The 20,957-nt window shown below is 62.2% G+C and carries 20 protein-coding genes and 1 pseudogene; 14 read left to right on the forward strand and 7 right to left on the reverse strand.

Annotated features, from left to right (window positions below):
• Positions 1 to 70 precede the first annotated feature (70 nt).
• A complete protein-coding gene (folE, locus tag AC1RCO_RS27990) occupies positions 71 to 616 on the forward strand; it encodes a GTP cyclohydrolase I FolE (RefSeq protein WP_011062625.1) in 546 nt (181 codons plus the stop codon).
• 103 nt (positions 617 to 719) lie between these two features.
• The gene (locus tag AC1RCO_RS27995; protein ID WP_011062626.1) at positions 720 to 1,091 is read left to right on the forward strand and encodes a glutathione S-transferase N-terminal domain-containing protein; all 372 of its coding nucleotides are present in this window, start codon (positions 720 to 722) and stop codon (positions 1,089 to 1,091) included.
• Between the two features lie 18 nt (positions 1,092 to 1,109).
• Here AC1RCO_RS27995 and AC1RCO_RS28000 read toward each other — a convergent pair whose 3' ends face one another.
• Genes AC1RCO_RS28000 through AC1RCO_RS28010 form a run of 3 tightly spaced genes read right to left on the reverse strand, consistent with a single transcriptional unit; the run spans position 1,110 to position 4,088 of the window.
• Positions 1,110 to 1,436 carry an AtuA-related protein gene (locus AC1RCO_RS28000; RefSeq protein WP_011062627.1) on the reverse strand — a complete coding sequence of 109 codons (327 nt, stop codon included), beginning with the start codon at positions 1,434 to 1,436 and terminating at the stop codon, positions 1,110 to 1,112.
• On the reverse strand, positions 1,433 to 2,791 hold the full coding sequence (locus AC1RCO_RS28005; RefSeq protein ID WP_207239742.1) for an acyclic terpene utilization AtuA family protein: 1,359 nt from the start codon (positions 2,789 to 2,791) through the stop codon (positions 1,433 to 1,435). The genes AC1RCO_RS28000 and AC1RCO_RS28005 overlap by 4 nt, the downstream gene beginning before the upstream one ends.
• Before the next feature lies 1 nt (position 2,792).
• Positions 2,793 to 4,088 carry a CitMHS family transporter gene (locus AC1RCO_RS28010; RefSeq protein WP_011062629.1) on the reverse strand — a complete coding sequence of 432 codons (1,296 nt, stop codon included), beginning with the start codon at positions 4,086 to 4,088 and terminating at the stop codon, positions 2,793 to 2,795.
• 131 nt (positions 4,089 to 4,219) lie between these two features.
• Between AC1RCO_RS28010 and AC1RCO_RS28015 the strand changes: the two genes are divergently transcribed.
• On the forward strand, positions 4,220 to 5,113 hold the full coding sequence (locus tag AC1RCO_RS28015; protein WP_125062987.1) for a LysR family transcriptional regulator: 894 nt from the start codon (positions 4,220 to 4,222) through the stop codon (positions 5,111 to 5,113).
• A gap of 60 nt (positions 5,114 to 5,173) precedes the next feature.
• Here AC1RCO_RS28015 and AC1RCO_RS28020 read toward each other — a convergent pair whose 3' ends face one another.
• On the reverse strand, positions 5,174 to 5,776 hold the full coding sequence (locus tag AC1RCO_RS28020) for a glutathione S-transferase family protein (protein ID WP_011062631.1): 603 nt from the start codon (positions 5,774 to 5,776) through the stop codon (positions 5,174 to 5,176).
• A 10-nt stretch (positions 5,777 to 5,786) separates the two neighbouring features.
• The gene (locus AC1RCO_RS28025; protein WP_103289607.1) at positions 5,787 to 6,953 is read right to left on the reverse strand and encodes an aminotransferase-like domain-containing protein; all 1,167 of its coding nucleotides are present in this window, start codon (positions 6,951 to 6,953) and stop codon (positions 5,787 to 5,789) included.
• Between the two features lie 82 nt (positions 6,954 to 7,035).
• On the opposite strand from AC1RCO_RS28025, the gene AC1RCO_RS28030 reads away from it, so the two are divergent.
• On the forward strand, positions 7,036 to 7,479 hold the full coding sequence (locus tag AC1RCO_RS28030; RefSeq protein ID WP_011062633.1) for a MarR family transcriptional regulator: 444 nt from the start codon (positions 7,036 to 7,038) through the stop codon (positions 7,477 to 7,479).
• A 287-nt stretch (positions 7,480 to 7,766) separates the two neighbouring features.
• Positions 7,767 to 9,116 (forward strand): NCS2 family permease, encoded by a 1,350-nt coding sequence (locus tag AC1RCO_RS28035; RefSeq protein ID WP_207239741.1) that lies wholly within the window; start codon positions 7,767 to 7,769, stop codon positions 9,114 to 9,116.
• 237 nt (positions 9,117 to 9,353) lie between these two features.
• On the opposite strand, the gene uraH is transcribed toward AC1RCO_RS28035, so the two are convergent.
• Positions 9,354 to 9,707 (reverse strand): hydroxyisourate hydrolase, encoded by a 354-nt coding sequence (gene uraH, locus AC1RCO_RS28040; protein WP_011062635.1) that lies wholly within the window; start codon positions 9,705 to 9,707, stop codon positions 9,354 to 9,356.
• A 423-nt stretch (positions 9,708 to 10,130) separates the two neighbouring features.
• On the opposite strand from uraH, the gene puuE reads away from it, so the two are divergent.
• From puuE to AC1RCO_RS28075, 7 genes and pseudogenes are all read left to right on the forward strand, one after another.
• Positions 10,131 to 11,057, forward strand: coding sequence for an allantoinase PuuE (gene puuE / locus AC1RCO_RS28045; RefSeq protein WP_011062636.1), 927 nt, complete (start codon positions 10,131 to 10,133; stop codon positions 11,055 to 11,057).
• Positions 11,054 to 11,569, forward strand: a complete 516-nt coding sequence (gene uraD, locus AC1RCO_RS28050) for a 2-oxo-4-hydroxy-4-carboxy-5-ureidoimidazoline decarboxylase (RefSeq protein WP_011062637.1) — start codon at positions 11,054 to 11,056, stop codon at positions 11,567 to 11,569. Before puuE ends, uraD begins: the two co-directional genes overlap by 4 nt.
• Positions 11,570 to 11,664: 95 nt before the next feature.
• Positions 11,665 to 12,660 carry an allantoicase gene (gene alc / locus AC1RCO_RS28055; RefSeq protein ID WP_492618251.1) on the forward strand — a complete coding sequence of 332 codons (996 nt, stop codon included), beginning with the start codon at positions 11,665 to 11,667 and terminating at the stop codon, positions 12,658 to 12,660.
• A gap of 83 nt (positions 12,661 to 12,743) precedes the next feature.
• Positions 12,744 to 13,247 (forward strand): ureidoglycolate lyase, encoded by a 504-nt coding sequence (locus AC1RCO_RS28060; protein WP_492618252.1) that lies wholly within the window; start codon positions 12,744 to 12,746, stop codon positions 13,245 to 13,247.
• A gap of 51 nt (positions 13,248 to 13,298) precedes the next feature.
• Positions 13,299 to 14,627, forward strand: a complete 1,329-nt coding sequence (locus tag AC1RCO_RS28065) for a urate hydroxylase PuuD (RefSeq protein ID WP_019093449.1) — start codon at positions 13,299 to 13,301, stop codon at positions 14,625 to 14,627.
• A gap of 168 nt (positions 14,628 to 14,795) precedes the next feature.
• Positions 14,796 to 16,186, forward strand: a pseudogene (locus AC1RCO_RS28070) (nucleobase:cation symporter-2 family protein).
• A 606-nt stretch (positions 16,187 to 16,792) separates the two neighbouring features.
• Entirely contained in the window at positions 16,793 to 17,578 is a 786-nt protein-coding gene (locus AC1RCO_RS28075) for an outer membrane protein OmpK (RefSeq protein ID WP_011062642.1), read from the forward strand.
• A 56-nt stretch (positions 17,579 to 17,634) separates the two neighbouring features.
• On the opposite strand, the gene AC1RCO_RS28080 is transcribed toward AC1RCO_RS28075, so the two are convergent.
• Positions 17,635 to 18,420: a FadR/GntR family transcriptional regulator gene (locus AC1RCO_RS28080; protein ID WP_019093447.1), complete on the reverse strand. Its 786-nt coding sequence runs from the start codon at positions 18,418 to 18,420 to the stop codon at positions 17,635 to 17,637.
• A gap of 160 nt (positions 18,421 to 18,580) precedes the next feature.
• Between AC1RCO_RS28080 and AC1RCO_RS28085 the strand changes: the two genes are divergently transcribed.
• Positions 18,581 to 19,891, forward strand: coding sequence for an MFS transporter (locus tag AC1RCO_RS28085; RefSeq protein ID WP_401334550.1), 1,311 nt, complete (start codon positions 18,581 to 18,583; stop codon positions 19,889 to 19,891).
• 15 nt (positions 19,892 to 19,906) lie between these two features.
• Positions 19,907 to 20,881 carry a D-erythronate dehydrogenase gene (denD, locus tag AC1RCO_RS28090; protein WP_011062645.1) on the forward strand — a complete coding sequence of 325 codons (975 nt, stop codon included), beginning with the start codon at positions 19,907 to 19,909 and terminating at the stop codon, positions 20,879 to 20,881.
• Positions 20,882 to 20,957 lie beyond the last annotated feature (76 nt).

A 20,957-nucleotide genomic window follows, 5' to 3' on the forward strand; every position in this document is an offset into this window, starting at 1 on the left:
GCATCACGCTTGCAGCGTCGTGTCCGCCACCGTACCCTTGCCCTTTGCGTAAAATCCCACAGGTAGTTTCATGTCCCTGGAACAGAATTACACCGCGATCCTCGGCCAACTGGGCGAGGACGTCTCCCGCGAGGGCCTGCTCGACACGCCCAAGCGTGCCGCCAAAGCCATGCAGTACCTCTGCCGCGGTTATGCCCAAACCCTGGAAGAGGTCACCAACGGTGCCTTGTTCAGCTCCGACAACAGCGAAATGGTCCTGGTCAAGGACATCGAGCTCTACTCGTTGTGCGAACACCACCTGCTGCCGTTCATCGGCAAGGCCCATGTCGCCTACATTCCCAGCGGCAAGGTCCTGGGGCTGTCGAAAGTCGCGCGCATCGTCGATATGTATGCCCGCCGCCTGCAGATCCAGGAAAACCTCAGCCGGCAGATCGCCGACGCCGTCCAACAAGTGACCGGCGCCCTCGGGGTGGCCGTGGTGATCGAGGCCAAGCACATGTGCATGATGATGCGCGGTGTGGAGAAACAGAATTCGTCGATGATCACCTCGGTGATGCTGGGCGAGTTCCGCGAGAATGCCGCGACCCGCAGCGAATTCCTCAGCCTGATCAAGTAACAGGCTGCAGGCGAAAAAACCGGCGTTGATCGCCGGTTTTTTTTCGCCCGGGAAAAATCAGGTAAGCTGCCGCCCCTTCATTCATGGGCAAGAGGCAATAACCGTGATCGTCAAAGCGCTGCGAGTCGGCCTGGGCCAACTCATCATTTTCATCGACTTCATCACCCGCCCACGCAAGCAGCAGCGGGACGCCGCCGCTCAGGCGCAAGTCGTGGAAGCCGCCAAGGGCCTGACCCTGTACCAGTTTCACGCCTGCCCGTTCTGCGTGAAGACCCGCCGTACCCTGCATCGCCTGAATGTGCCGGTGGCCCTGCGCGACGCAAAAAACAACGAGCAGGACCGCCAGGCCCTGTTGGAGCAGGGCGGCAAGATCAAGGTGCCGTGCCTGCGCATCGAAGACAACGGCCAGACCACCTGGATGTATGAATCCAAGGTGATCATCGATTACCTGAACCAGCGCTTCGCGACCGTCTGACGCCCTCCCCGGCGCTCTTCAGCCCCGAGCCAACTGCAAGTCAAGCAAGGCCGCGCCCAGGCACTTGCCGTGGGCATCCAGCGCCAGGGAGCGGGTCACTCCGCCGCGCAGGATGCCCGGCAAGACAAAGTTCAAGGCCCGCACATTCTCCAGGACATAGCGCTGTACCGGCGCCGCATCGCTCCCCAGCAAGCCGGCGAAATATTGCGCCACGCGCTCGGCGGTAAGCTGCTCGCAAAGAAAGGCAAAGTCCTCAGCGCGGTAGGCAATCACCGAAATATTCGAAGTGTCGCCCTTGTCCCCCGTACGCGAGTGCGCCAAGTCACGCAATTTGACCTCATTCATGCCCGTACCTCCTGATGCAAGGTGACCCTGACGGCCTCCCGGGGCAGTAACAGCGAAGCCACCGCCACCACCTGCCGCAGGCTTTTACTGGCCCCGCCGCCACCAGCGGGCCCATTGGTATAGAGGGTTTCCACCTCATTGCCGACGCGCACCGCTTCGGCCTTGTCCGTGCAGCGAGCCGCCACCCGCAGGCGCACTTCCCAGGGTTCGGCAAGCACTCGCTGGCCCAGTTCAACACCGTGCAAGGCATCGATGCCGATCAGTTCCGCGCGCACTTCCTGCATCTGTACCCCGGTCAGGGCCAGGCGTTCGAGCACGATGTCCCGGGCCAGCCGCGCCCTGGCCACAGCCCCAGGGCCGCCATAGGAAATCTGCCCTTCGCCGATCCAGCCATCCAGGTAGCCGACGCTGACCTTGAGCCGCTCAGGCCGTGGGCTGCCTGCCGCCCCTTGCAGCCGCACCCGGTCCGGTGCCTCCTCGACAAAGCCCACTGCGGAAAAGTCGGCACAGACATCCGGCGTCAGGTAGGCCGCCGGGTCATGCACTTCGTAGATCAACTGCTCGGTACAGGTAGCGGTGCTGACCTGCCCCCCGGAGCCCTTGACCTTGGTGATCAGCGCCGCGCCCTGTGCATCCACTTCGGCCAGGGGGAACCCCAGGCGCGCCAGACCGGCCACATTCTTGACCCCCGGATCGGCAAAGTAGCCGCCGCTGACCTGCCCTGCGCACTCCAGCAGATGCCCCACCAGGGTCCCGCGCCCCAGGCGCAGCCAGTCATCCTCGGCCCAGCCGAACTCGAAGATCTGCGGCGCCAGGAACAACGAGGGGTCGGCCACCCGCCCAGTGATCACTACATCGGCATCGGCCTGCAGCGCCTCGACGATGCCCTGGGCGCCCAGGTAGGCATTGGCGGAAATCAGCCGCTGCCCCAGCGAGCCCAGGGTCTGCCCGTTGTCCAGCACCCACTCCGGCCGGGCCCGCAGATTCTCGAGCACATCGTCCCCCAGCACCGCGATCACCTTGAGCCCTGGCAAGCCCAGCTCGGCCGCGATCCGTTGCACCTCGGCCACCGCCGCCAACGGATTGGCCGCCCCCATGTTGCTGATGATGCGCAAACGCCGCCCCGAGGCCGTGGCGCCGACAAAGGGCAGCACCCCGCGCATCCGTGCCCCCAGCAACGGATCGTAGCCGCTGTGCGGGTCGGCCAGGCGCGCCTGCTGCGCCAGGGCGATGGTGCGCTCGGCCAGGCATTCGAACACCAGGTAATCCAGGTCGCCCTGTTGCGCCAACTCGATGGCGGGCTCGATACGGTCACCGGAGTAACCGGCGCCGGAGCCGATACGTAGGCTTTTCATCTTAAAAAACTCCCAGCAGCAGCGCGGTCAGGGTCATCAACACTGACGCAGCGAATAGAAAGGGGATGGTGAAACGCTGGTGGTCGGCCAGTTCGATCTTGCACAGGCCCACCAGCAGGAAGGTCGCCGGGGTCAGCGGGCTTACCGGGAAACCGGTGGTGTGCACGCCGAGCAACGAAGCCTGGGCCACTTGCAGCGGGTCGACACCCAGGGCCTTGCCCACTTCGGCAATCACCGGCATCACCCCAAAGTAGTAGGAGTCAGGGTCGAACAGCATGCTCAGGGGCATGGACAGGAACCCCACCACAGTCGGAATCAGCTTGCCGTGACCGGCAGGAATCTGCGCCACCGCCACTTCGGCAATCGCCTTGAGCATGCCGCTGCCCTGCATGATGCCGGTGAACACGCCGGCCGCCAGGAGAATGCTGGCCATGGTCAGGGCCGTCTTGGCATGAGCATCGATGCGTGCCCGCTGGGCCTCGACATCCGGATAGTTGATGCACAGCGCCAGCACCGTGCCGACCATGAACATCACCACCGGATCGACCCAGCCGGCAATCATCACCAGCATCACCAGCACCGTGAGCAGCAGGTTGATCCAGAAGCGCCCGGGACGGCGCAGCGCCTCTTCGGCGGGGCTCAATACCCGGGTCGGGATGCCTGCACCGGCCGTGGCATCGGCACCGAGCCCCAGGCGGCGCTCCTCCCGGCGGCCGAGCCACCAGGCGCTGGCGAAGACGAACAGCAGGCCGACGATCTGCACCGGGATCAGCGGCTGGAACAGATCCGCCACCGGCACATGCAGGGCCGCTGATGAGCGCAGTACCGGGCCGGTCCAGGGCAGGAAATTGACCCCCGCGGCCATCGCCGCGACACAGGCCAGAATCCGTCGATCGATGCCCAGCCGGGTATACAGCGGCAGCATTGCCGGCACCGTCACCAGGAAGGTCACCGCGCCGGAACCGTCCAGGTGCACCAGCAGCGCTAGAAGCGCCGTACCGACCACGATCCGCGTCGGCCGGGTGCCGACGGTGCGCAGGATGCGGTCGATGATCGGGTCGAGCATGCCGGCGTCGGTCATGATGCCGAAGAACAGGATAGCGAACACGAACATGCCTACCACGGGGGCGACGTTCTTGATGCCGGTGACGATGAAGGCGCTGGTCTGCAGACCGAAGCCGCCGATCAGCGCGGCGATGATCGGCAGCGCAATCAGCGCGACCAGAGGCGACAGGCGCTTGCTCATGACGGCCGCGAGCAGGCAGAGAATGGTGATGACACCCAGGGTGGCGAGCATGGAGCAACTCCAGTGTGCCGCCTCTTCAAGCCGGGGCCGGAAGGCGGACGGTTATTGTTTTTCTGGAGTATTGAAATCGCGCTAGTCTTTGTAAATTGGAATATTCGGCGCCTTGCATTCGGAAAAACAAAATGAAGAACTCGATCCAGCATATCCAGGCCTTCCTCGCCGTGGCCCGCAGCGGCAACTTCAGCAAAGCCGCCGCCGAGCTGCACCTGTCGCCATCAGCCCTTACCGTGCAGGTCCAGCAACTGGAGGAATGGCTGGGGGTCGCCCTGCTCGATCGCAGCCCGCGCCATGTCAGCCTGACCGCTGCTGGGCTGCAGGCCCGGGGACCGATGGAGAAACTGCTGCTGGACCTGGACAACATCGTCAGTGGCTCCCGGGACCTGGCCGCCCTGCGTCGGGGCGTGGTCACCCTCGCCGCGCTGCCGTCGGTCTGCGCCGGGGTGCTGCCGCCGGCCTTGCGCCAGTTTCGCGAGCAATTTGCCGGAATCGAGGTACGCCTGCAGGACCTGGTGGCTCACCGCATTCATGCCCAGGTCCGGGCCGGCGAGGTGGATTTCGGTATCGGCGGGCGCGCCCGGCTCAGCCACGGGCTGGATTTCCAACCTCTGCTGGAGGATCGCCTGTGCCTGTTCGTGGCCACCGATCATCCCCTGGCCCAGCGCCAGTCAGTGACGCTGAAGGACCTGGCCCGCCAGCCGATCATTCTCACCGGCCGCGACAGCAGCGTGCGCGAGCAGGTCGAAGCGCTGTTCGACGACAGCCGACTGTCCCTGCTTCCAGCCATGGAAGCCAACTACATGAGCACGGTGCTGGCGCTGGTACGCCAGGGGCTGGGCATTACCCTGCTGCCGGAATCCGCCGATGACGGCCGTGAGGGCCTGCGCCGGATTGCCATCAAACACCCGGGGGTCAGCCGCGAGATCGGCCTGATCCGCCGCAGTGGCCAGCAACTGAGCCCAGCGGCGCAGCGCTGTTATGAGTTGCTGCGCCAGAACCTGGCCGGCGAACATCGTTAGCGGGCCCCACAACGCACCGAACCGGCACAAGGCCGGTCCAGTGGGGATAAAAGCACCCGCTCAGTCGAGCATCGGCACGTGTCGCGGATGGCTTTGCACTCGCTGCATCCAGGCCTGGATGCCCGGGTAGCGGCTCAGGTCGAAACCGCCCTCATCGGCCACGTGGGTGTAGGCATAGAGCGCAATATCGGCGATCGAATAGTGCTCGCCCACCAGGTACGGGGTGCGGCTCAATTGTTTCTCCATCACGTCCAGCGCCTTGTAGCCACGCTTGTGCAACTTCAGGTATTCCTCGCGGCGCTCCTCGGGCAGCCCCTCGTAAAGCTGGATGAAACGCGCCACCGCGATGTAGGGCTCATGGCTGTACTGCTCGAAGAACTGCCATTGCAGAACCTGGGTGCGCAAGCGCGGTTCGCTGGGCAGGAACTGACTGCCGTCGGCGAGGAAGTTGAGAATCGCGTTGGACTCCCACAGGCAGGTGCCGTCTTCCAGTTCCAGAACCGGAATCTTGCCGTTGGGGTTCTTTGCCAGGAAGGCCTCGGTCTGGGTATCGCCCCCGAGAATATCCACCGCCTGCCATTCATAAGGCAGCCCCAGCAGATTGAGCATCAACTTGATCTTGTAGCAGTTGCCCGAACGGTAATCGCCATAAACCTTGTACATGGCCCTCCCCTTAGGCTGCCTGTGCAGCCTGTGCTTGACGTATCACGGTGGCCAGCCGCTTGAGGCCTTCGTCCAGCCGCGCCGGATCGATATGGCTGAAATTCAACCGCAGATGCCCAGGGTTGCGTTCCGGATCGGCAAAGAACGGCTCACCGGGCATGAATGTGACGTCGTGCTCCAACGCCGACTTGAGCAAAGTGCGGGTATCCAGGGGCTGTTTCAAGCTTAGCCAGAAAAACAATCCGCCCTGGGGCACCTGCCAATCCGCCAGATCGGCGAAATGGGTGAGCAAGGCGCCCTGGAATTCATCCCGGCGCTGGCGATAGAAACTGCGCAACTGATCCAGGTGCGCCTGATACTGCTCGCTGCCGATCCACTGCATGGCCTGCCACTGGCCAACCCGATTGGTGTGCAGGTCCGCCGACTGCTTCAGCCGCACCAGGTGCGGAAACAGGTCCGGGCTGGCAATCAGGTAACCCACCCGCAGGCCCGGCAACAGGGTTTTAGACACGGTGCCGGTGTAGATCCAACTGGCTTTTTCCAGGCGGCCGACAATAGGCGTGGCACTGCCACCATCGAACGTCAGCTCACGGTAGGGCTCGTCCTCGATCAGGGTCACGCCGAACTCGTCCAGCAAAGCCGCCACGGCATCACGCTTGGCTTCGCTGTAGCGCACCGCCGAGGGGTTCTGGAACGTCGGAATCAGGTAGATGAACGCCGGCCGGTGCTGCTCCAGGCGCGCGCGCATCTGCACCAGGTCCGGGCCATCGGCCTGCAGCGGTACGGTCAGGCAGTCGGCGCCGAACAGCTGGAAAATCTGCAGGGCGGCCAGGTAGGTCGGCGCTTCCAGCATGATCTGGGTGCCCTTGTCGATGTACAGCTTGGCTGCCAGATCGAGGGTCTGCTGGGAACCACTGACCACCAGCACCTGGCTCGCCTCGCAAGGCACCCCGAGCTGGCGCGCCTGGGCCGCCAGGGCTTCACGCAATTGCGGCTCGCCTTCGCTCATGCCGTATTGGCCCATGGCCAATGGCATGTCCTGCCATTGCACCTTGGGCAGCATCACTTCGGCCGGCAGGCCCCCGGCGAACGACATCACTTCCGGGCGCTGGGCCGCGGCAAGGATTTCACGGATCAGAGAGCTTTTGAGACGCGATACACGTTCGGAGAAGGCCATGGAGATCACCGCTAGCGAAGGCTGAGGAAAATACGTCAAACTGCTTGACCGAAATTACGCCGACCTTTGCAGATACGTCAATATGCTTGACCTTAAAAACCAGGCTTCGCAGCAAGCGGCCATGGAAGCTTTCTTCTTCGGCTATCAGGCGTTTACCGCCAAGGCCGACGAAATGCTCGAACGCCGGGGCCTGAGCCGGGTGCACCAGCGCATCGTGTTTTTCATCGCCCGCTATCCCGGGCTCAGCGTCAAGGAACTGCTCAATCTGCTGGGGGTGAGCAAGCAGGCATTGAACACACCGTTGCGCCAATTGATGGAAATGCATCTGGTGGACAGCGTCGCCCCGGACAGCGACAAGCGTAAGCGCCTGTTGCAGTTGACCGCCGATGGCACAGGCTTCGAGCAATCCCTGCGCCGCGAGCAGGTCAAACTCCTGCAACGGGCCTTCAGCGAAGCTGGCGAGAGTGCGGTCAATGGCTGGCTGGCGGTGAACCAGGCGCTGGCCGGCAAACCCGTCGAAGACTGAGCCCCTGCGGGCGCCATTCATTGGTGCGCCGGCCCCGGCCTTGCCCCAAACCCTTGCACACCCCGGCGCAACGTCGGGGCCGCGATATAGCCATGTTCGCGGATTTTTCGCACACAACCCCAAAAACATTATTTGCTTTCTTTGTATACAAACGCATAATTCGCCCGACGAGTTCTTGACCCACAGGTCAACAAAACCCGCACGCCTTACCTGCCTCAAAGAGCCGCTGCCCACCCTTGCGTGTCCGGCTCTGGAAAAAACAATAAAACTCTTGAGGAGTACTCGCTGTGGAAAGCCGCAAATCCGAAGCCTCTACGCTCGATCTCTCGCCGTCGCTGAACAGCGGCTGGCTGGAGCGCATCTTCAAACTCAGGTTGCATGGCACCACGGTGAAGACCGAGTTGATTGCCGGTCTGACAACCTTCATCACCATGGCCTACATCATCTTCGTCAACCCCAACATCATGGCCGACGCCGGCATCGATCACGGCGCAGCCTTCGTCGCCACCTGCATCGCCGCCGCCCTGGGCTGCCTGTTGATGGGCCTGTACGCCAACTGGCCGGTGGGCCTCGCACCGGGCATGGGGCTCAACGCCTTCTTCACCTACACCGTGGTCGGCACCATGGGCTACCACTGGGAAACCGCCCTTGGCGCGGTGTTCATTTCCGGTGTGCTGTTCATGATCCTGACCCTGTCGCGGGTACGTGAATGGCTGCTCAACAGCATTCCGGTGAGCCTGCGATTCGCCATGGGTGCCGGGGTCGGGCTGTTTCTCGGCCTGATCGGCCTGAAGACGGCCAACATCATCGTCGACAGCCCGGCCACCCTGATCAAGCTCGGCAACCTGCGAGACCCCGGCCCACTGCTGGCGGCCGTCTGCTTCTTGATGATCGCAGTGCTCAGCTATCATCGGGTCTTCGGCGCGATTCTCATCAGTATCATCGCCGTGACCCTGGCCGGCTGGGGCCTGGACCTGGTGCACTACAACGGGATCATGTCCACTCCGCCGAGCCTGGCTCCGACCTGGATGGCCATGGACATTGCCGGCGTGTTCAACGTCAGCATGATCAGCGTGGTCCTGGCGTTCCTCTTCGTGCACATGTTCGACACCGCCGGCACCCTGATGGGCGTGGCCCAGCGCGCCGGCCTGGTGAACGCCGATGGCAAGATCGAGAACCTCTCCCGCGCACTCAAGGCGGACAGTGCCTCCAGCGTGTTCGGTGCCGTGGTCGGTGTACCACCAGTCACCAGCTATGTGGAAAGTGCCGCCGGGGTCGCCGCTGGTGGCCGCACCGGGCTGACCGCGGTCACCGTGGGCGTGCTGTTCATTGCCGCAATGTTCTTCGCTCCCCTGGCAGGCATGATCCCCGCCTATGCCACCGCCGGCGCGCTGATCTATGTGGCGATGCTGATGATGGGCGGCATGGCCCACATCAACTGGGACGAGGCCACCGACAGCATTCCGGCCATCGTCACCGCGATCATGATGCCCCTGACCTTTTCCGTCGCCGATGGCATTGCCCTGGGCTTCATCACCTATGTGGTGCTGAAGGCCGGCACCGGCAAGTACAGGGAAATCTCCATCAGCCTGTATGTGCTGTGCGCGATTTTCATCGCCAAGTTCATTTTCCTCTAGGACGCCCTGCTCCACACAGGCCCCATCCCGCTGGATGGGGCTTTTTCATTGCCGATGATCGGCTGTGGCCAGCAGGTCCGGGGCGGTCACAGGGCCCTTTCGGCGGCGAGCCGGGTCCAGCGGGATCTAGTGGAGCCGACGACCAGTGAAGGCTTTATGCCAGACGAAAAAAAGCCCGCAGTGTGGGCGGGCAAGGACCAAAGAAGCTATTTGCGCAGGATTCTTGGGGGGAAAGTCCTAGCTTCCTCTGTAGGTCGAATAGCTGTAAGGCGAGATCAGTAGCGGTACGTGATAGTGGTCCTGCTCGGCGCTGATGCCGAACCGCAGTACCACCACATCCAGGAACGCCGGCTGCGGCAGTTGCACACCACGGGCACGGTAGTAGTCACCGGCATGGAAGTGCAGCTGGTACACCCCGGAACGGTAGTCATCACCCTGCAGCAGCGGCGCATCGCAACGGCCATCGCTGTTGGTCAGGGTGCTGGCGACCAATTCCAGCTGGGCCCCTTCCACTCGATACAACTCGACCTTGATAGCGCTGCCAGGGCAGCCATGTGCGGCATCCAAAACGTGTGTAGTCAAACGTCCCATTGATTCTGCGTGCCTGGCGCCTTCAAGCGTTCAGGCCTCGCGCCTCCCGGAGTCAGTAATTGAAGGAGACCGCAGCGTTTCGACCGGTGAAAAGCTGCGGCGAGAGCAAGATTAAGACATTTTTCAAAAAAATTGTACACAATAATAATCGCAAATATTCCCGGCCCCGCGACGCTTCGAATGCATCAGCGGATTTGCCTGAACGCCATAGCGACAGACGACTTGTCATCCATTAGCTGACCATCCAGGCAAGTTTCTTGCAGGTGACAGCCATAGCGATAAAAGCGGAAAAATGCAAAAAATCAGGCTTACAAAGTGAAGACAAACTTGTATACAATCATTCCATCGCAGTGACGCCCACCTGGCTTTCCGGCTTCAGGTTCCGCCACGCCACCGTTATCACGAATAAGAAGGAAGACTGCAGTGAGCGCTGACTACCCTCGCGACCTGATCGGTTACGGCTCCAACCCTCCTCACCCTCACTGGCCGGGCAATGCCCGCGTCGCCCTGTCCTTCGTGCTCAATTACGAAGAGGGCGGCGAGCGCAACATCCTTCATGGCGACAAGGAATCGGAAGCCTTCCTCTCGGAAATGGTCTCGGCGCAACCGCTGCAGGGCGAGCGCAACATGAGCATGGAATCGCTGTACGAGTATGGCAGCCGTGCCGGCGTCTGGCGGATTCTCAAGCTGTTCAAGGAATTCGACATTCCACTGACCATCTTCGCCGTGGCCATGGCCGCCCAGCGTCACCCGGACGTGATCCGCGCCATGGTCGAAGCCGGCCACGAGATCTGCAGCCACGGCTACCGCTGGATCGACTACCAGTACATGGACGAGGCCCAGGAACGCGAGCACATGCTCGAAGCGATCCGCATCCTCACCGAAATCACCGGCGAACGCCCACTGGGCTGGTACACCGGCCGCACCGGCCCGAACACCCGGCGCCTGGTGATGGAGGAAGGCGGCTTCCTCTATGACTGCGACACCTACGACGACGACCTGCCCTACTGGGAACCCAACAACCCCACCGGCAAGCCGCACCTGGTGATCCCCTACACCCTGGACACCAACGACATGCGCTTTACCCAGGTGCAGGGCTTCAACAAGGGCGACGACTTCTTCCAGTACCTGAAGGACGCCTTCGACGTGCTCTACGCCGAAGGTGCCGAAGCGCCGAAGATGCTTTCCATCGGCCTGCACTGCCGCCTGATAGGCCGCCCGGCGCGCCTGGCCTCGCTCAAGCGCTTCCTCGAATACGTCAAGGGCCACGAGCAGGTGTGGTTCAGCCGCCGGGTGGACATCGCCCGTCACTGGCAACAGACCCACCCTTACCAGGGAGCGGCGAAATGACTGCCTTCCAGAGCCTCAAGCCCTCGACCCTGAGCCGCGAAGATTTCGTCAAGGCCTTCGCCGACATCTACGAACACTCGCCGTGGGTTGCCGAAAAGGCCTACGAACTGGGGCTCGACGCCTCCGTCGACCAGATCGAGACCCTGCACCAGCGCATGAGCGACATCCTGTTGAGCGCCGATCACGCCAGCCAGCTGGCACTGATCAACGCTCACCCGGACCTGGCCGGCAAAGCCGCCGTCCAGGGCCAGTTGACCGAAGCCAGTACCAATGAGCAGGCCGGCGCTGGTATTCACCAATGCACCGCCGAAGAGTTCCAGCGCTTCACCGAGCTCAACGACGCCTACAAGGCCAAGTTCAAGTTTCCCTTCATCATGGCGGTGAAGGGCAGCAATCGGCACCAGATCCTCGCCGCATTCGAAACCCGCATCCACAACTCGGTGGACACCGAGTTCAAATGCGCACTGGCTGAAATCAACAAGATCGCCCTGTTCCGCTTGCTGACCCTGTAGCGATTGCCCGCCTGGCCCGAGAAAGCATCTGCATCGATGCATTTCCCAGGGCCTCGCGAGCACCCCGGCCACTGAATTCAAGGCAGACAAGAAGAATGAAAACCAACGCCGTAGCTTTCGAGAAGTTCGTCAACCTGGCCGATGCCCGGCTGGGGACCAAGATCATCTCGGTCACCGATGACTGGTTCGCCGACGCCAACCGCCTGTTCCAACCGACTCCGGCGGTGTGGAAGGAAGGCGTATTCGATGACAACGGCAAGTGGATGGATGGCTGGGAATCACGCCGCAAGCGCTTCGAAGGCTACGACAGTGCGGTCATTCGCCTCGGCGTGGCCGGCTCGATCAAGGGCGTGGACATCGACACTTCATTCTTCACCGGCAACTTCCCGCCCTCGGCCTCCCTGGAAGCCTGCTTCCTGGCCGCAGGCGAACCGGATGAAAGCACCCAGTGGACCGAAGTGCTGCCGGCGGTGGAGTTGCAGGGCAACAGCCACCACTACCACGAGATCCACAACCACCAGCCGTTCAGCCACCTGCGCTTCAACATCTACCCCGATGGCGGCGTAGCACGGCTGCGGGTCTACGGCATTCCCTACCGCGACTGGTCGGCCATCGGCGACGACGAACAGGTCGACCTGGCTGCCGCCCTCAACGGCGGCCGCGCCCTGGCCTGCTCCGACGAGCACTTCGGGCGCATGGGCAACCTCCTCAACCCCGGCCGCGGCATCAACATGGGTGACGGTTGGGAAACCGCCCGGCGCCGTACTCCCGGCAACGACTGGGTGATCATCGCCCTGGGCCATACCGGTGAAATCGAAAAGATCATCGTCGACACCCTGCACTTCAAGGGCAACTACCCCGACAGCTGTTCGATCCAGGGCGCCTTCGTCAAGGGTGGCACCGACAGCCAGATCGAAACCCAGAGCCTGTTCTGGCGTGAACTGCTACCCAGCCAGAAATTGGAAATGCACGCCGAACACAGCTTCGTCGAACAGATCAGGGCACTGGGGGCTATTACCCACGTGCGCCTGAATGTATTCCCGGACGGTGGCGTCAGCCGCCTGCGGCTGCTGGGCAAGGTCAAAAAATAAAGGGTCGCGCAGCGCGCGGGCGACCGGTTTGCCCGCAGTAGCCACGGACCAGACAACAACGAACTCGAGATAAGAAGAACAGCATGCGCACATTAGTGATTGAGCCCCTGAGCAAAGAAGCCTTCGCCCCTTTCGGTGACGTAATCGAGACCGACGGCAGCGATCACTTCATGATCAACAACGGTTCGACCATGCGCTTCCACCGCCTGGCAACGGTCGAGACCGCTCAGCCGGAAGACCAGGCCATCATCAGCATCTTCAGCGCCGACGCGCTGGACATGCCGCTGACCATCCGCATGCTGGAACGCCATCCGCTGGGCAGCCAGGCTTTCATCCCGCTGCTCGGCAATCCCTTTCTGATCGTGGTCGCGCCACTTGGCGATGAACCTGTATCGGGCTTGGTCCGTGCCTTTGTCAGTAATGGCAGGCAGGGCATTAATTACCATCGCGGCGTCTGGCACCACCCGGTGCTGACGATCGAAAAGCGGGATGACTTCCTGGTGGTTGATCGCAGTGGCACTGGCAATAACTGCGATGAGCATTTCTTCAAAGAGGATGAGCGTTTGATCCTCGCCCCCCACCAATAAGAGAAGGTCTGATCACCCGACAACAAGGGTGGCAGGCAAGAGGTAAAGACTGTGGAAGCACATCTGTTGGAATGGCTCAACCTGAGCGTGCGTTGGGTACATATGATCACTGGTGTGGCCTGGATCGGCGCATCGTTCTATTTCGTCTGGCTGGAGAACAACCTCAACCGCGTCAACCCCAAGGACGGCCTGTCCGGCGACCTCTGGGCGATTCACGGCGGTGGTATCTATCACCTGGAAAAATACAAGCTGGCACCGCCCTCGATGCCGGAGAACCTGCACTGGTTCAAATGGGAAGCCTACTTCACCTGGATGTCCGGGATTGCCCTGCTGTGCCTGGTGTTCTACTTCAACCCGATGCTCTACCTGGTTGCCCCCGGCAGCGGCCTGACCGGCCCTGAAGGCGTGGCCATCGGTATCGGTGCGTTGATCGCCGGCTGGTTCGTCTATGACTTCCTCTGCGATTCGCCACTGGGCAAGAAACCCGCCCTGCTCGGCTTCATCCTGTTCCTCCTGCTGATCGGCGCTGCCTATGGCTTCAGCAAGGTGTTCAGTGGCCGTGGCGCGTACCTGCATGTGGGCGCCATCATCGGCACCATCATGGTGGGCAACGTGTTCCGCATCATCATGCCGGCCCAGCGCGCGCTGGTGGCAGCGATCGCGGAAAACCGCACCCCCGACCCGACCCTGCCGGCCAAGGGCCTGCTGCGCTCGCGTCACAACAACTACTTCACCCTGCCCGTGCTGTTCATCATGATCAGCAACCACTTCCCGAGCACCTACGGCAGCCAGTACAACTGGTTGATCCTGGCCGGGATCGCGGTCCTGGCGGTATTGGTGCGTCATTACTTCAACACCCGTCATGACAGCCACAAGTTCGCCTGGACCCTGCCCGTCGCGGCACTGGGCATGATCTGCCTGGCCTACGTGACCGGCCCGACCCCAGCGCCAAGCGCTCCGGAAGTGGCCAAGGCCCAGACCCAGTACCAGCCATTGCCGGAAACCGCCCTGGGCGGCAAGCCGGCAACCTCGGCTGCGACAGAGGCACCGGCACCGGCCGCTCCAGCCGCTGCGGCAACGGCTCCGGCCAGCGCCCCGGCGCAGGCGGCCAATGCCGGCCCGTCCTTCGACAAGGTGCATAGCGTGATCCAGGAGCGTTGCGCGGTCTGCCATTCGGCCAAGCCCACCAGCCCCCTGTTCAGCGCAGCACCTGCCGGGGTGATGTTCGACACTCCTGAGCAGATCCGCCTGCAAGCCGCGCGGATCCAGGCCCAGGCCGTCGCCAGCCAGATCATGCCGCTGGGCAACATCACCCAGATGACCCAGCAGGAACGCGAGCTGGTCGGTGCCTGGATTACCCAGGGAGCCCAGACCAACTGATCAGCCTGGTACCCGGCTGATTCGCGAGCAAGCTCGCTCCTACAGAACCGCAATTGTCTGTAGGAGCGGGCTTTCTTGCCATCAGTCAGAAGATTCGCCTGTTGCAAACACGTTGCGCGTAAAGACGCAGCGGTTAAATCACAAGAATAAAAAGATCCGAGGTGTTGCATGTCCGATTCATCCGAACAGTGCGTCCCCGATGCGCCCGCCATTCAGCGCTTGCCCTTCCTGCAACTGATCCTGGTCGGCCTGCAGCACGTCCTGCTGATGTATGGCGGTGCAATCGCGGTACCGCTGATCATCGGACAGGCCGCTGGCCTGAGTCGTGAAGAAATCGCCTTCCTGATCAATGCCGACCTGCTGGTTGCCGGGATCGCCACCATCGTCCAGTCAATGGGCATCGGCCCCATGGGCATTCGCATGCCGGTGATGATGGGGGCCAGCTTCGCCGCGGTGGGCAGCATGGTGGCCATGGCCGGCATGCCCGGCATCGGCATGCAGGGAATTTTCGGCGCAACCATCGCCGCCGGTTTCTTCGGCATGCTGATCGCGCCGTTCATGTCCAAGGTGGTGCGCTTCTTCCCGCCGCTGGTCACTGGCACGGTCATCACCTCGATCGGTCTCTCGCTGTTTCCCGTGGCGGTGAACTGGGCAGGCGGAGGCAGCAGCGCAGCCCAGTTCGGCTCGCCCATCTACCTGACCATCGCCGCCCTGGTGCTGGGTACCATCCTGCTGATCCACCGCTTCATGCGCGGCTTCTGGGTGAACATCTCGGTACTGATCGGCATGGGCCTGGGCTACATCCTCTGCGGCCTGATCGGTATGGTCGACCTCAGCGGCATGGCCCAGGCGCCCTGGCTGCAGGTAGTCACACCGCTGCACTTCGGCATGCCGCAGTTCCACCTGGCCCCGATCCTCTCCATGTGCCTGGTGGTGGTGATCATCTTCGTCGAGTCCACCGGGATGTTCCTGGCCCTGGGCAAGATCACCGGCCAGGAGGTCACCCCACGCATGCTGCGTCGCGGCTTGCTGTGTGATGCCGGGGCATCGTTCTTCGCTGGCTTCCTCAACACCTTCACCCACTCCTCCTTTGCCCAGAACATCGGCCTGGTGCAGATGACCGGCGTGCGCTGCCGTTCCGTGACCATGGTCGCCGGCGGCCTGCTGATCGTCCTCAGCCTGCTGCCCAAGGCGGCGTTCCTGGTGGCGTCGATTCCACCGGCGGTGCTGGGGGGCGCGGCCATCGCCATGTTCGGCATGGTGGCTGCGACCGGGATCAAGATCCTCCAGGAAGCCGACATCGCCGACCGGCGCAATCAGTTGCTGGTGGCCGTGAGCATCGGCATGGGCCTGATTCCCGTGGTGCGCCCCGAGTTCTTCGCCCACCTGCCCCTGTGGATGAGCCCCATCACCCACAGTGGCATCGCCATGGCGACCTTGAGTGCGCTGGTGCTGAACCTGCTGTTCAACATTCTCGGGGGGAGCGAGCGCGCGGCCAGCAATGCGGATCACGCCCATCAGCACTGAGTCACCAGCAGGGTGCCGGTTCGGCGCCCTGACCTTGCTTCACCGTTCATGCTTGACCGCAGCGCTCGCCCACTCAGGATCGAGCGCTACCCATTAGACGCTGCGCCTTGAAAATAAGAACAAACAGGGAGCAACACCTATGCAGCCTGCCCAGGCTTTCCTGGCGGTGGTCGCTGGACGGCCATTAGCGCCATGCAATCCCCCTGACGGCCGCCAGTCATTGGCACTCTATTGCCCTTCAATGCGGATGCTTGCCTGAGATGGCCCGCATACCCGCCCCAAAGTGGTTGCAAGTGCGCCGTTGCGGAGCACTTGAGCCCTGCCGTGAGAGCCAGTATTCTCCGCGGCCGCGCAAGTCTGGTCTAAAAAAAAGCCCGGATGAAAAACCTGACCCAAGAGCCAACTTATCCCGGCCTGGACAGGTAACAAGGCGCAAGAAAACATCGCGAAAAACACTCTCGCCCGGCGGTATCGCTACAGCCGGACGGGAGTTTTTTGCTTTTTTTCGGCCTTGGCTCAGCTCTTGCTAACAGCAACAAAGCTGACCGATCGGATGGTTTTTTGCAGCAACGAAAAAAGGCGCCAAACCAGAGCGCCAAGCCAAAAAAACGTGGAACTACCTACTTGGGAGCAACCGAATGAAACCGATGTGCAAGAGCCTGATGTTGGCCGCCAGCTTGCTGGCCGGGGGGCAGGCCGTGGCTGGCGACCTGTTGCAATGGCAGAACAACAGCCTGACTTACTTGTATGGCAAGAACTTCGAAGTTAACCCGCAGATTCAACAGACGGTCACTTTCGAACATGCCGATGCCTGGAAGTACGGGGATAACTTTTTCTTCCTCGACCGCATCTTCTATAACGGAAAGGAAGACGGCAACGTCGGCCCGGACACTTACTACGGCGAGTTCACGCCACGCCTGTCGTTCGGCAAGATCTTCGACCAGAAACTTGAATTCGGCCCGATCAAGGACGTGCTCCTGGCGTTCACCTACGAGTTTGGCGAAGGCGACAACGAGTCCTACCTGATCGGCCCGGGCTTCGACCTGGCAGTCCCTGGCTTCGACTATTTCCAGCTGAACTTCTACCAGCGCCACACCGAGGGCAGCCGCCCGGGCGACAACGTCTGGCAGATCACGCCAGTGTGGTCCTACACCATTCCCGTGGGCCGTTCGGACATCCTGATCGACGGCTACATGGACTGGGTGGTGGACAACGACCAGAACGCCAAGGGTACCTACCACGCCAACCTGCACTTCAACCCGCAGATCAAGTACGACCTGGGCAAGGCGCTGAATTGGGGCGCCAAGCAGCTGTACGTCGGCTTCGAATACGACTACTGGAAGAACAAGTACGGTATCGAGGACTCGCGCAACTTCGAGACCAACCAGGACACCGCCAGCCTGCTGGTCAAGTACCACTTCTGATGCTTGGCTGATGCCGCCTGCGCCCCTCCATGGAGGGGCGCAGGCGGTATTTGCCATCAGGCAATGCGTGAACCGGAATCCCGCCAGAATGCCGGATCGGCACTCTTGAGCCGCTCCACCGCGTTGTGGATGTGGCTCAGCGCCGCTTGCCTCGCCCCTTCGACATCCCGCGCCGCAATCGCCCGATAGACCGCCAGATGCTCGGCACGCACCGTGCGCGCCAGATCCTTGCGCCGCTCCTCATTGGAGCGGGTGATACGAATCGCTTCCTTGATGAATTGCGCAATGAATTCATGCAGGGAGGGGTACAGCGGATTACCGGTGGCCTGGGAAATCGACAGATGGAACGCCAGGTCCTGCTCCACCCCATCCTGACCCGCCTGCTCGGCGCTATCGATAGCCAGCAGCGCCTGATGAATCGCCTCTAACTGCGAAGGGGTATGGCGCTGGGCCGCCAGGGCCGCCGCCTCGCCTTCGATACCACGACGCAGTTCGGTGACCCTGAGCACCGCCTCGATCGAGCCACGTACGTCCAGGTCGATAGTGAACGCCTTGATATGGGCGCCCTCGCACACCACGGTGCCGCTGCCTTGGCGCACCTCCACCAGGCCCGCCGACTTCAAGCGCGATATGGCCTCGCGGATGACAGTGCGGCTGACGCCGAAACGCTCGCACAGAACCGGTTCGGTGGGCAGGCGCGCTCCCGGCAGGACTTCGCCATTGGCGATGTGTGCCTTGAGCGCCGCAGTCACCTGGTCCGCCAGCGTGCCCTTGGCCGAATCCTTGAGCGTCGCCAGGGAATCGGCGGCGGGGAAAGCGTTATCAGGCTTGGACATGGGCATCTCGGTAGTCAAATTGGCTAACGGTACTGCATTTCAGGCACGCCGTCCTGCCCGAAGCCTGCCATTGAATTCGTATGATGTATTATGTTATCTAAGCCATGTCAGCAAGTCCGATAAAAACAAAATCACCCAAATACAAGAAACAAGGATGGGTAAAGACATGCCTGAATCACTGTCGCAAACCGCCTCGGCCCCGGTCACCGCCTCCTTCGAGGACCTGGCCTACCGTAAAGTCGCCTGGCGCATCCTGCCGCTATTGTTGCTGTGCTACCTGGTGGCCTATCTGGACCGGGTCAACGTCGGCTTCGCCAAGCTGCAGATGTCCGAAGACCTGCAGTTTTCCGAAGCGGTCTATGGCCTGGGCGCCGGGATCTTCTTCATTGCCTACTTTCTGGTGGAGATCCCCAGCAACCTGATCCTGCATCGAGTCGGCGCGCGGCTGTGGATCGCGCGCATCATGATCAGCTGGGGCCTCATTTCCTCGTGCATGGCCTTCGTCAGCACCCCCACTTCCTTCTATGTCATGCGCTTTCTGCTGGGCATCGCCGAGGCCGGGTTCTACCCGGGGGTGATCCTCTACCTGTCGTACTGGTTCCCCTCCAACCGCCGCGGCAAGATGTACGCATTGTTCGCTACCGCCGTGCCGCTTTCGGGGCTGATCGGCGCACCGCTATCCGGCTGGATCATGAGCGCCCTCAATGGCCATCAGGGATTCGCCGGCTGGCAGTGGATGTTCTTTCTCGAAGGCTTGCCCTCGATTCTGGTGGGCGGCCTGGTGATCTACTGCCTCAGCGACCGGATCGCCGACGCCGGCTGGCTGACCCGGGAACAGAAGACCCTGCTGCAGAGCAGGATCGAGGCCGAAACCGACGGCCACCAGGTACACAGCGTGCGCCAAGTGTTCGGGCAGCCGCGGATCTGGCTGCTGACCGCCATCTACTTCTGCATGATCGCCGGCTTCTACACCGTCGGTTTCTGGCTGCCCTCCTTGATTCGCCAGGCAGGCGTCAGCGACGTCTTCCAGGTCGGCATGCTCACCGCGATTCCCTATGCCGCAGCGGCGCTGACCATGGTGCTGATATCCCGCAGTGCCGACCGCCTGCGCGAACGTCGCTGGCACCTGGCGCTGACCGCGGTTCTGGGTGGGGTGGGGCTGATGATTTCCGCCACCTGGAGCGACAACTTCACAGTGTCGATGATCGGCCTGACCCTGGGGGCCATGGGCGCCTTCAGCACCCTGCCACTGTTCTGGAGCCTGCCCACTGCCTTTCTCGGCGGCACCGCAGCGGCAGCCGGGATTGCCCTGATCAACTCCTGGGGCAACCTCGCCGGGTTCGTTTCACCCTACCTGATGGGCTTTCTCAAGGACCTGACCCAGAGCACCACCATCGGCATGTACGTGATGGCCAGTGCGCTGTTCGTCGGAGCCCTGCTGGTCTTCAAGATCCCCGGAAAACTGGTCAATCGCTGATAGTTGGAGTCACTCATGAATATTCTTGTCACCGGCGCCGCCGGGTTTCTCGGACGCCGCCTGATCCAGGCCCTGCTCGAGCGCGGCTCACTCACCGACCGTCACGGCCAGTTGCACCCCATTCAGCGGATTACCGCGTTCGACCGCGACCCCGTGCAAGGCCTCGACGACCCTCGGGTCCAGGTCAAGGGTGGGGATATCACCGATCCCCAGGTCCTGGCGAACCTGATCGACGCCAACACCCAGGGCATCTTTCACCTGGCCGCAGTGGTCTCCAGCCAGGCAGAAAGCGATTTCGATCTGGGCATGCGCGTCAACTTCAGCGCCACCCAGGGACTGCTGGAACGCGCGCGACAGTTGGGTACTTGCCCGAAGTGGGTGATGACCAGCTCGGTGGCCGTCTTCGGTGGACAACTGCCGGACACCGTCGGCGATGATCAAGTCTGGTCACCCCAGAGTTCCTATGGCACCCAGAAAGCCATGAACGACCTGCTGCTGGCCGACTATAGCCGGCGCGGCTTCGTCGATGGCCGCAGCCTGCGCATGCCCACCATCGTCGTGCGCCCGGGCAAGCCGAATCTGGCGGCATCAAGCTTTGCCAGCGGCATCATCCGTGAGCCCCTCAACGGTCAGGCCAGTGTCTGCCCGGTGCCCTTGAACACCCGGCTATGGCTGATGTCACCGGCACAGGCCATTGCCAACCTGGTTCACGGTCATGAGCTGGCCGCCGAGCGCTTGAACCAGGGCCGAGTGATCAACATGCCCGGTTTGTCACAGACAGTGGAGCAGATGATCGATGCGCTGCGCGAGGTGGCCGGTGACGCAGTGGCCCGGCAGGTTCAATTGCGGCCGGATGCAGCCATCGAGCGCATCGTCGGCTCTTGGCCGGGAGCGTTCAGCACACCTTATGCAAACCAACTGGGCTTCACCGCGGACCCGGACTTTGCCAGCGTGATCCGACAGTTCATCAGGGATTATCTGCATCGTTGAACAACGGACCGCCCCCAGGATGGCCTCCTTGAGCTGGAGGCCGTCCTCGCTGGGTTTGCCACAAGACCTGCAAGCA

This window comes from Pseudomonas sp. GW823-FHT03E05, assembly GCF_058796855.1.

Bases quoted from the DNA above. Each gene is read 5' to 3' on its own strand.
- alc (WP_492618251.1), top strand. From the start codon at position 11,665: ATGAAAACCAACGCCGTAGCTTTCGAGAAGTTCGTCAACCTGGCCGAT.
- AC1RCO_RS28080 (WP_019093447.1), bottom strand. From the start codon at position 18,420: ATGCCCATGTCCAAGCCTGATAACGCTTTCCCCGCCGCCGATTCCCTG.
- folE (WP_011062625.1), top strand. From the start codon at position 71: ATGTCCCTGGAACAGAATTACACCGCGATCCTCGGCCAACTGGGCGAG.
- AC1RCO_RS28000 (WP_011062627.1), bottom strand. From the start codon at position 1,436: ATGAATGAGGTCAAATTGCGTGACTTGGCGCACTCGCGTACGGGGGAC.
- AC1RCO_RS28020 (WP_011062631.1), bottom strand. From the start codon at position 5,776: ATGTACAAGGTTTATGGCGATTACCGTTCGGGCAACTGCTACAAGATC.
- AC1RCO_RS28030 (WP_011062633.1), top strand. From the start codon at position 7,036: ATGCTTGACCTTAAAAACCAGGCTTCGCAGCAAGCGGCCATGGAAGCT.
- AC1RCO_RS28060 (WP_492618252.1), top strand. From the start codon at position 12,744: ATGCGCACATTAGTGATTGAGCCCCTGAGCAAAGAAGCCTTCGCCCCT.
- denD (WP_011062645.1), top strand. From the start codon at position 19,907: ATGAATATTCTTGTCACCGGCGCCGCCGGGTTTCTCGGACGCCGCCTG.
- uraH (WP_011062635.1), bottom strand. From the start codon at position 9,707: ATGGGACGTTTGACTACACACGTTTTGGATGCCGCACATGGCTGCCCT.
- AC1RCO_RS28085 (WP_401334550.1), top strand. From the start codon at position 18,581: ATGCCTGAATCACTGTCGCAAACCGCCTCGGCCCCGGTCACCGCCTCC.
- AC1RCO_RS28075 (WP_011062642.1), top strand. From the start codon at position 16,793: ATGAAACCGATGTGCAAGAGCCTGATGTTGGCCGCCAGCTTGCTGGCC.
- AC1RCO_RS28010 (WP_011062629.1), bottom strand. From the start codon at position 4,088: ATGCTCGCCACCCTGGGTGTCATCACCATTCTCTGCCTGCTCGCGGCC.
- AC1RCO_RS28005 (WP_207239742.1), bottom strand. From the start codon at position 2,791: ATGAAAAGCCTACGTATCGGCTCCGGCGCCGGTTACTCCGGTGACCGT.
- AC1RCO_RS28015 (WP_125062987.1), top strand. From the start codon at position 4,220: ATGAAGAACTCGATCCAGCATATCCAGGCCTTCCTCGCCGTGGCCCGC.
- uraD (WP_011062637.1), top strand. From the start codon at position 11,054: ATGACTGCCTTCCAGAGCCTCAAGCCCTCGACCCTGAGCCGCGAAGAT.
- AC1RCO_RS28025 (WP_103289607.1), bottom strand. From the start codon at position 6,953: ATGGCCTTCTCCGAACGTGTATCGCGTCTCAAAAGCTCTCTGATCCGT.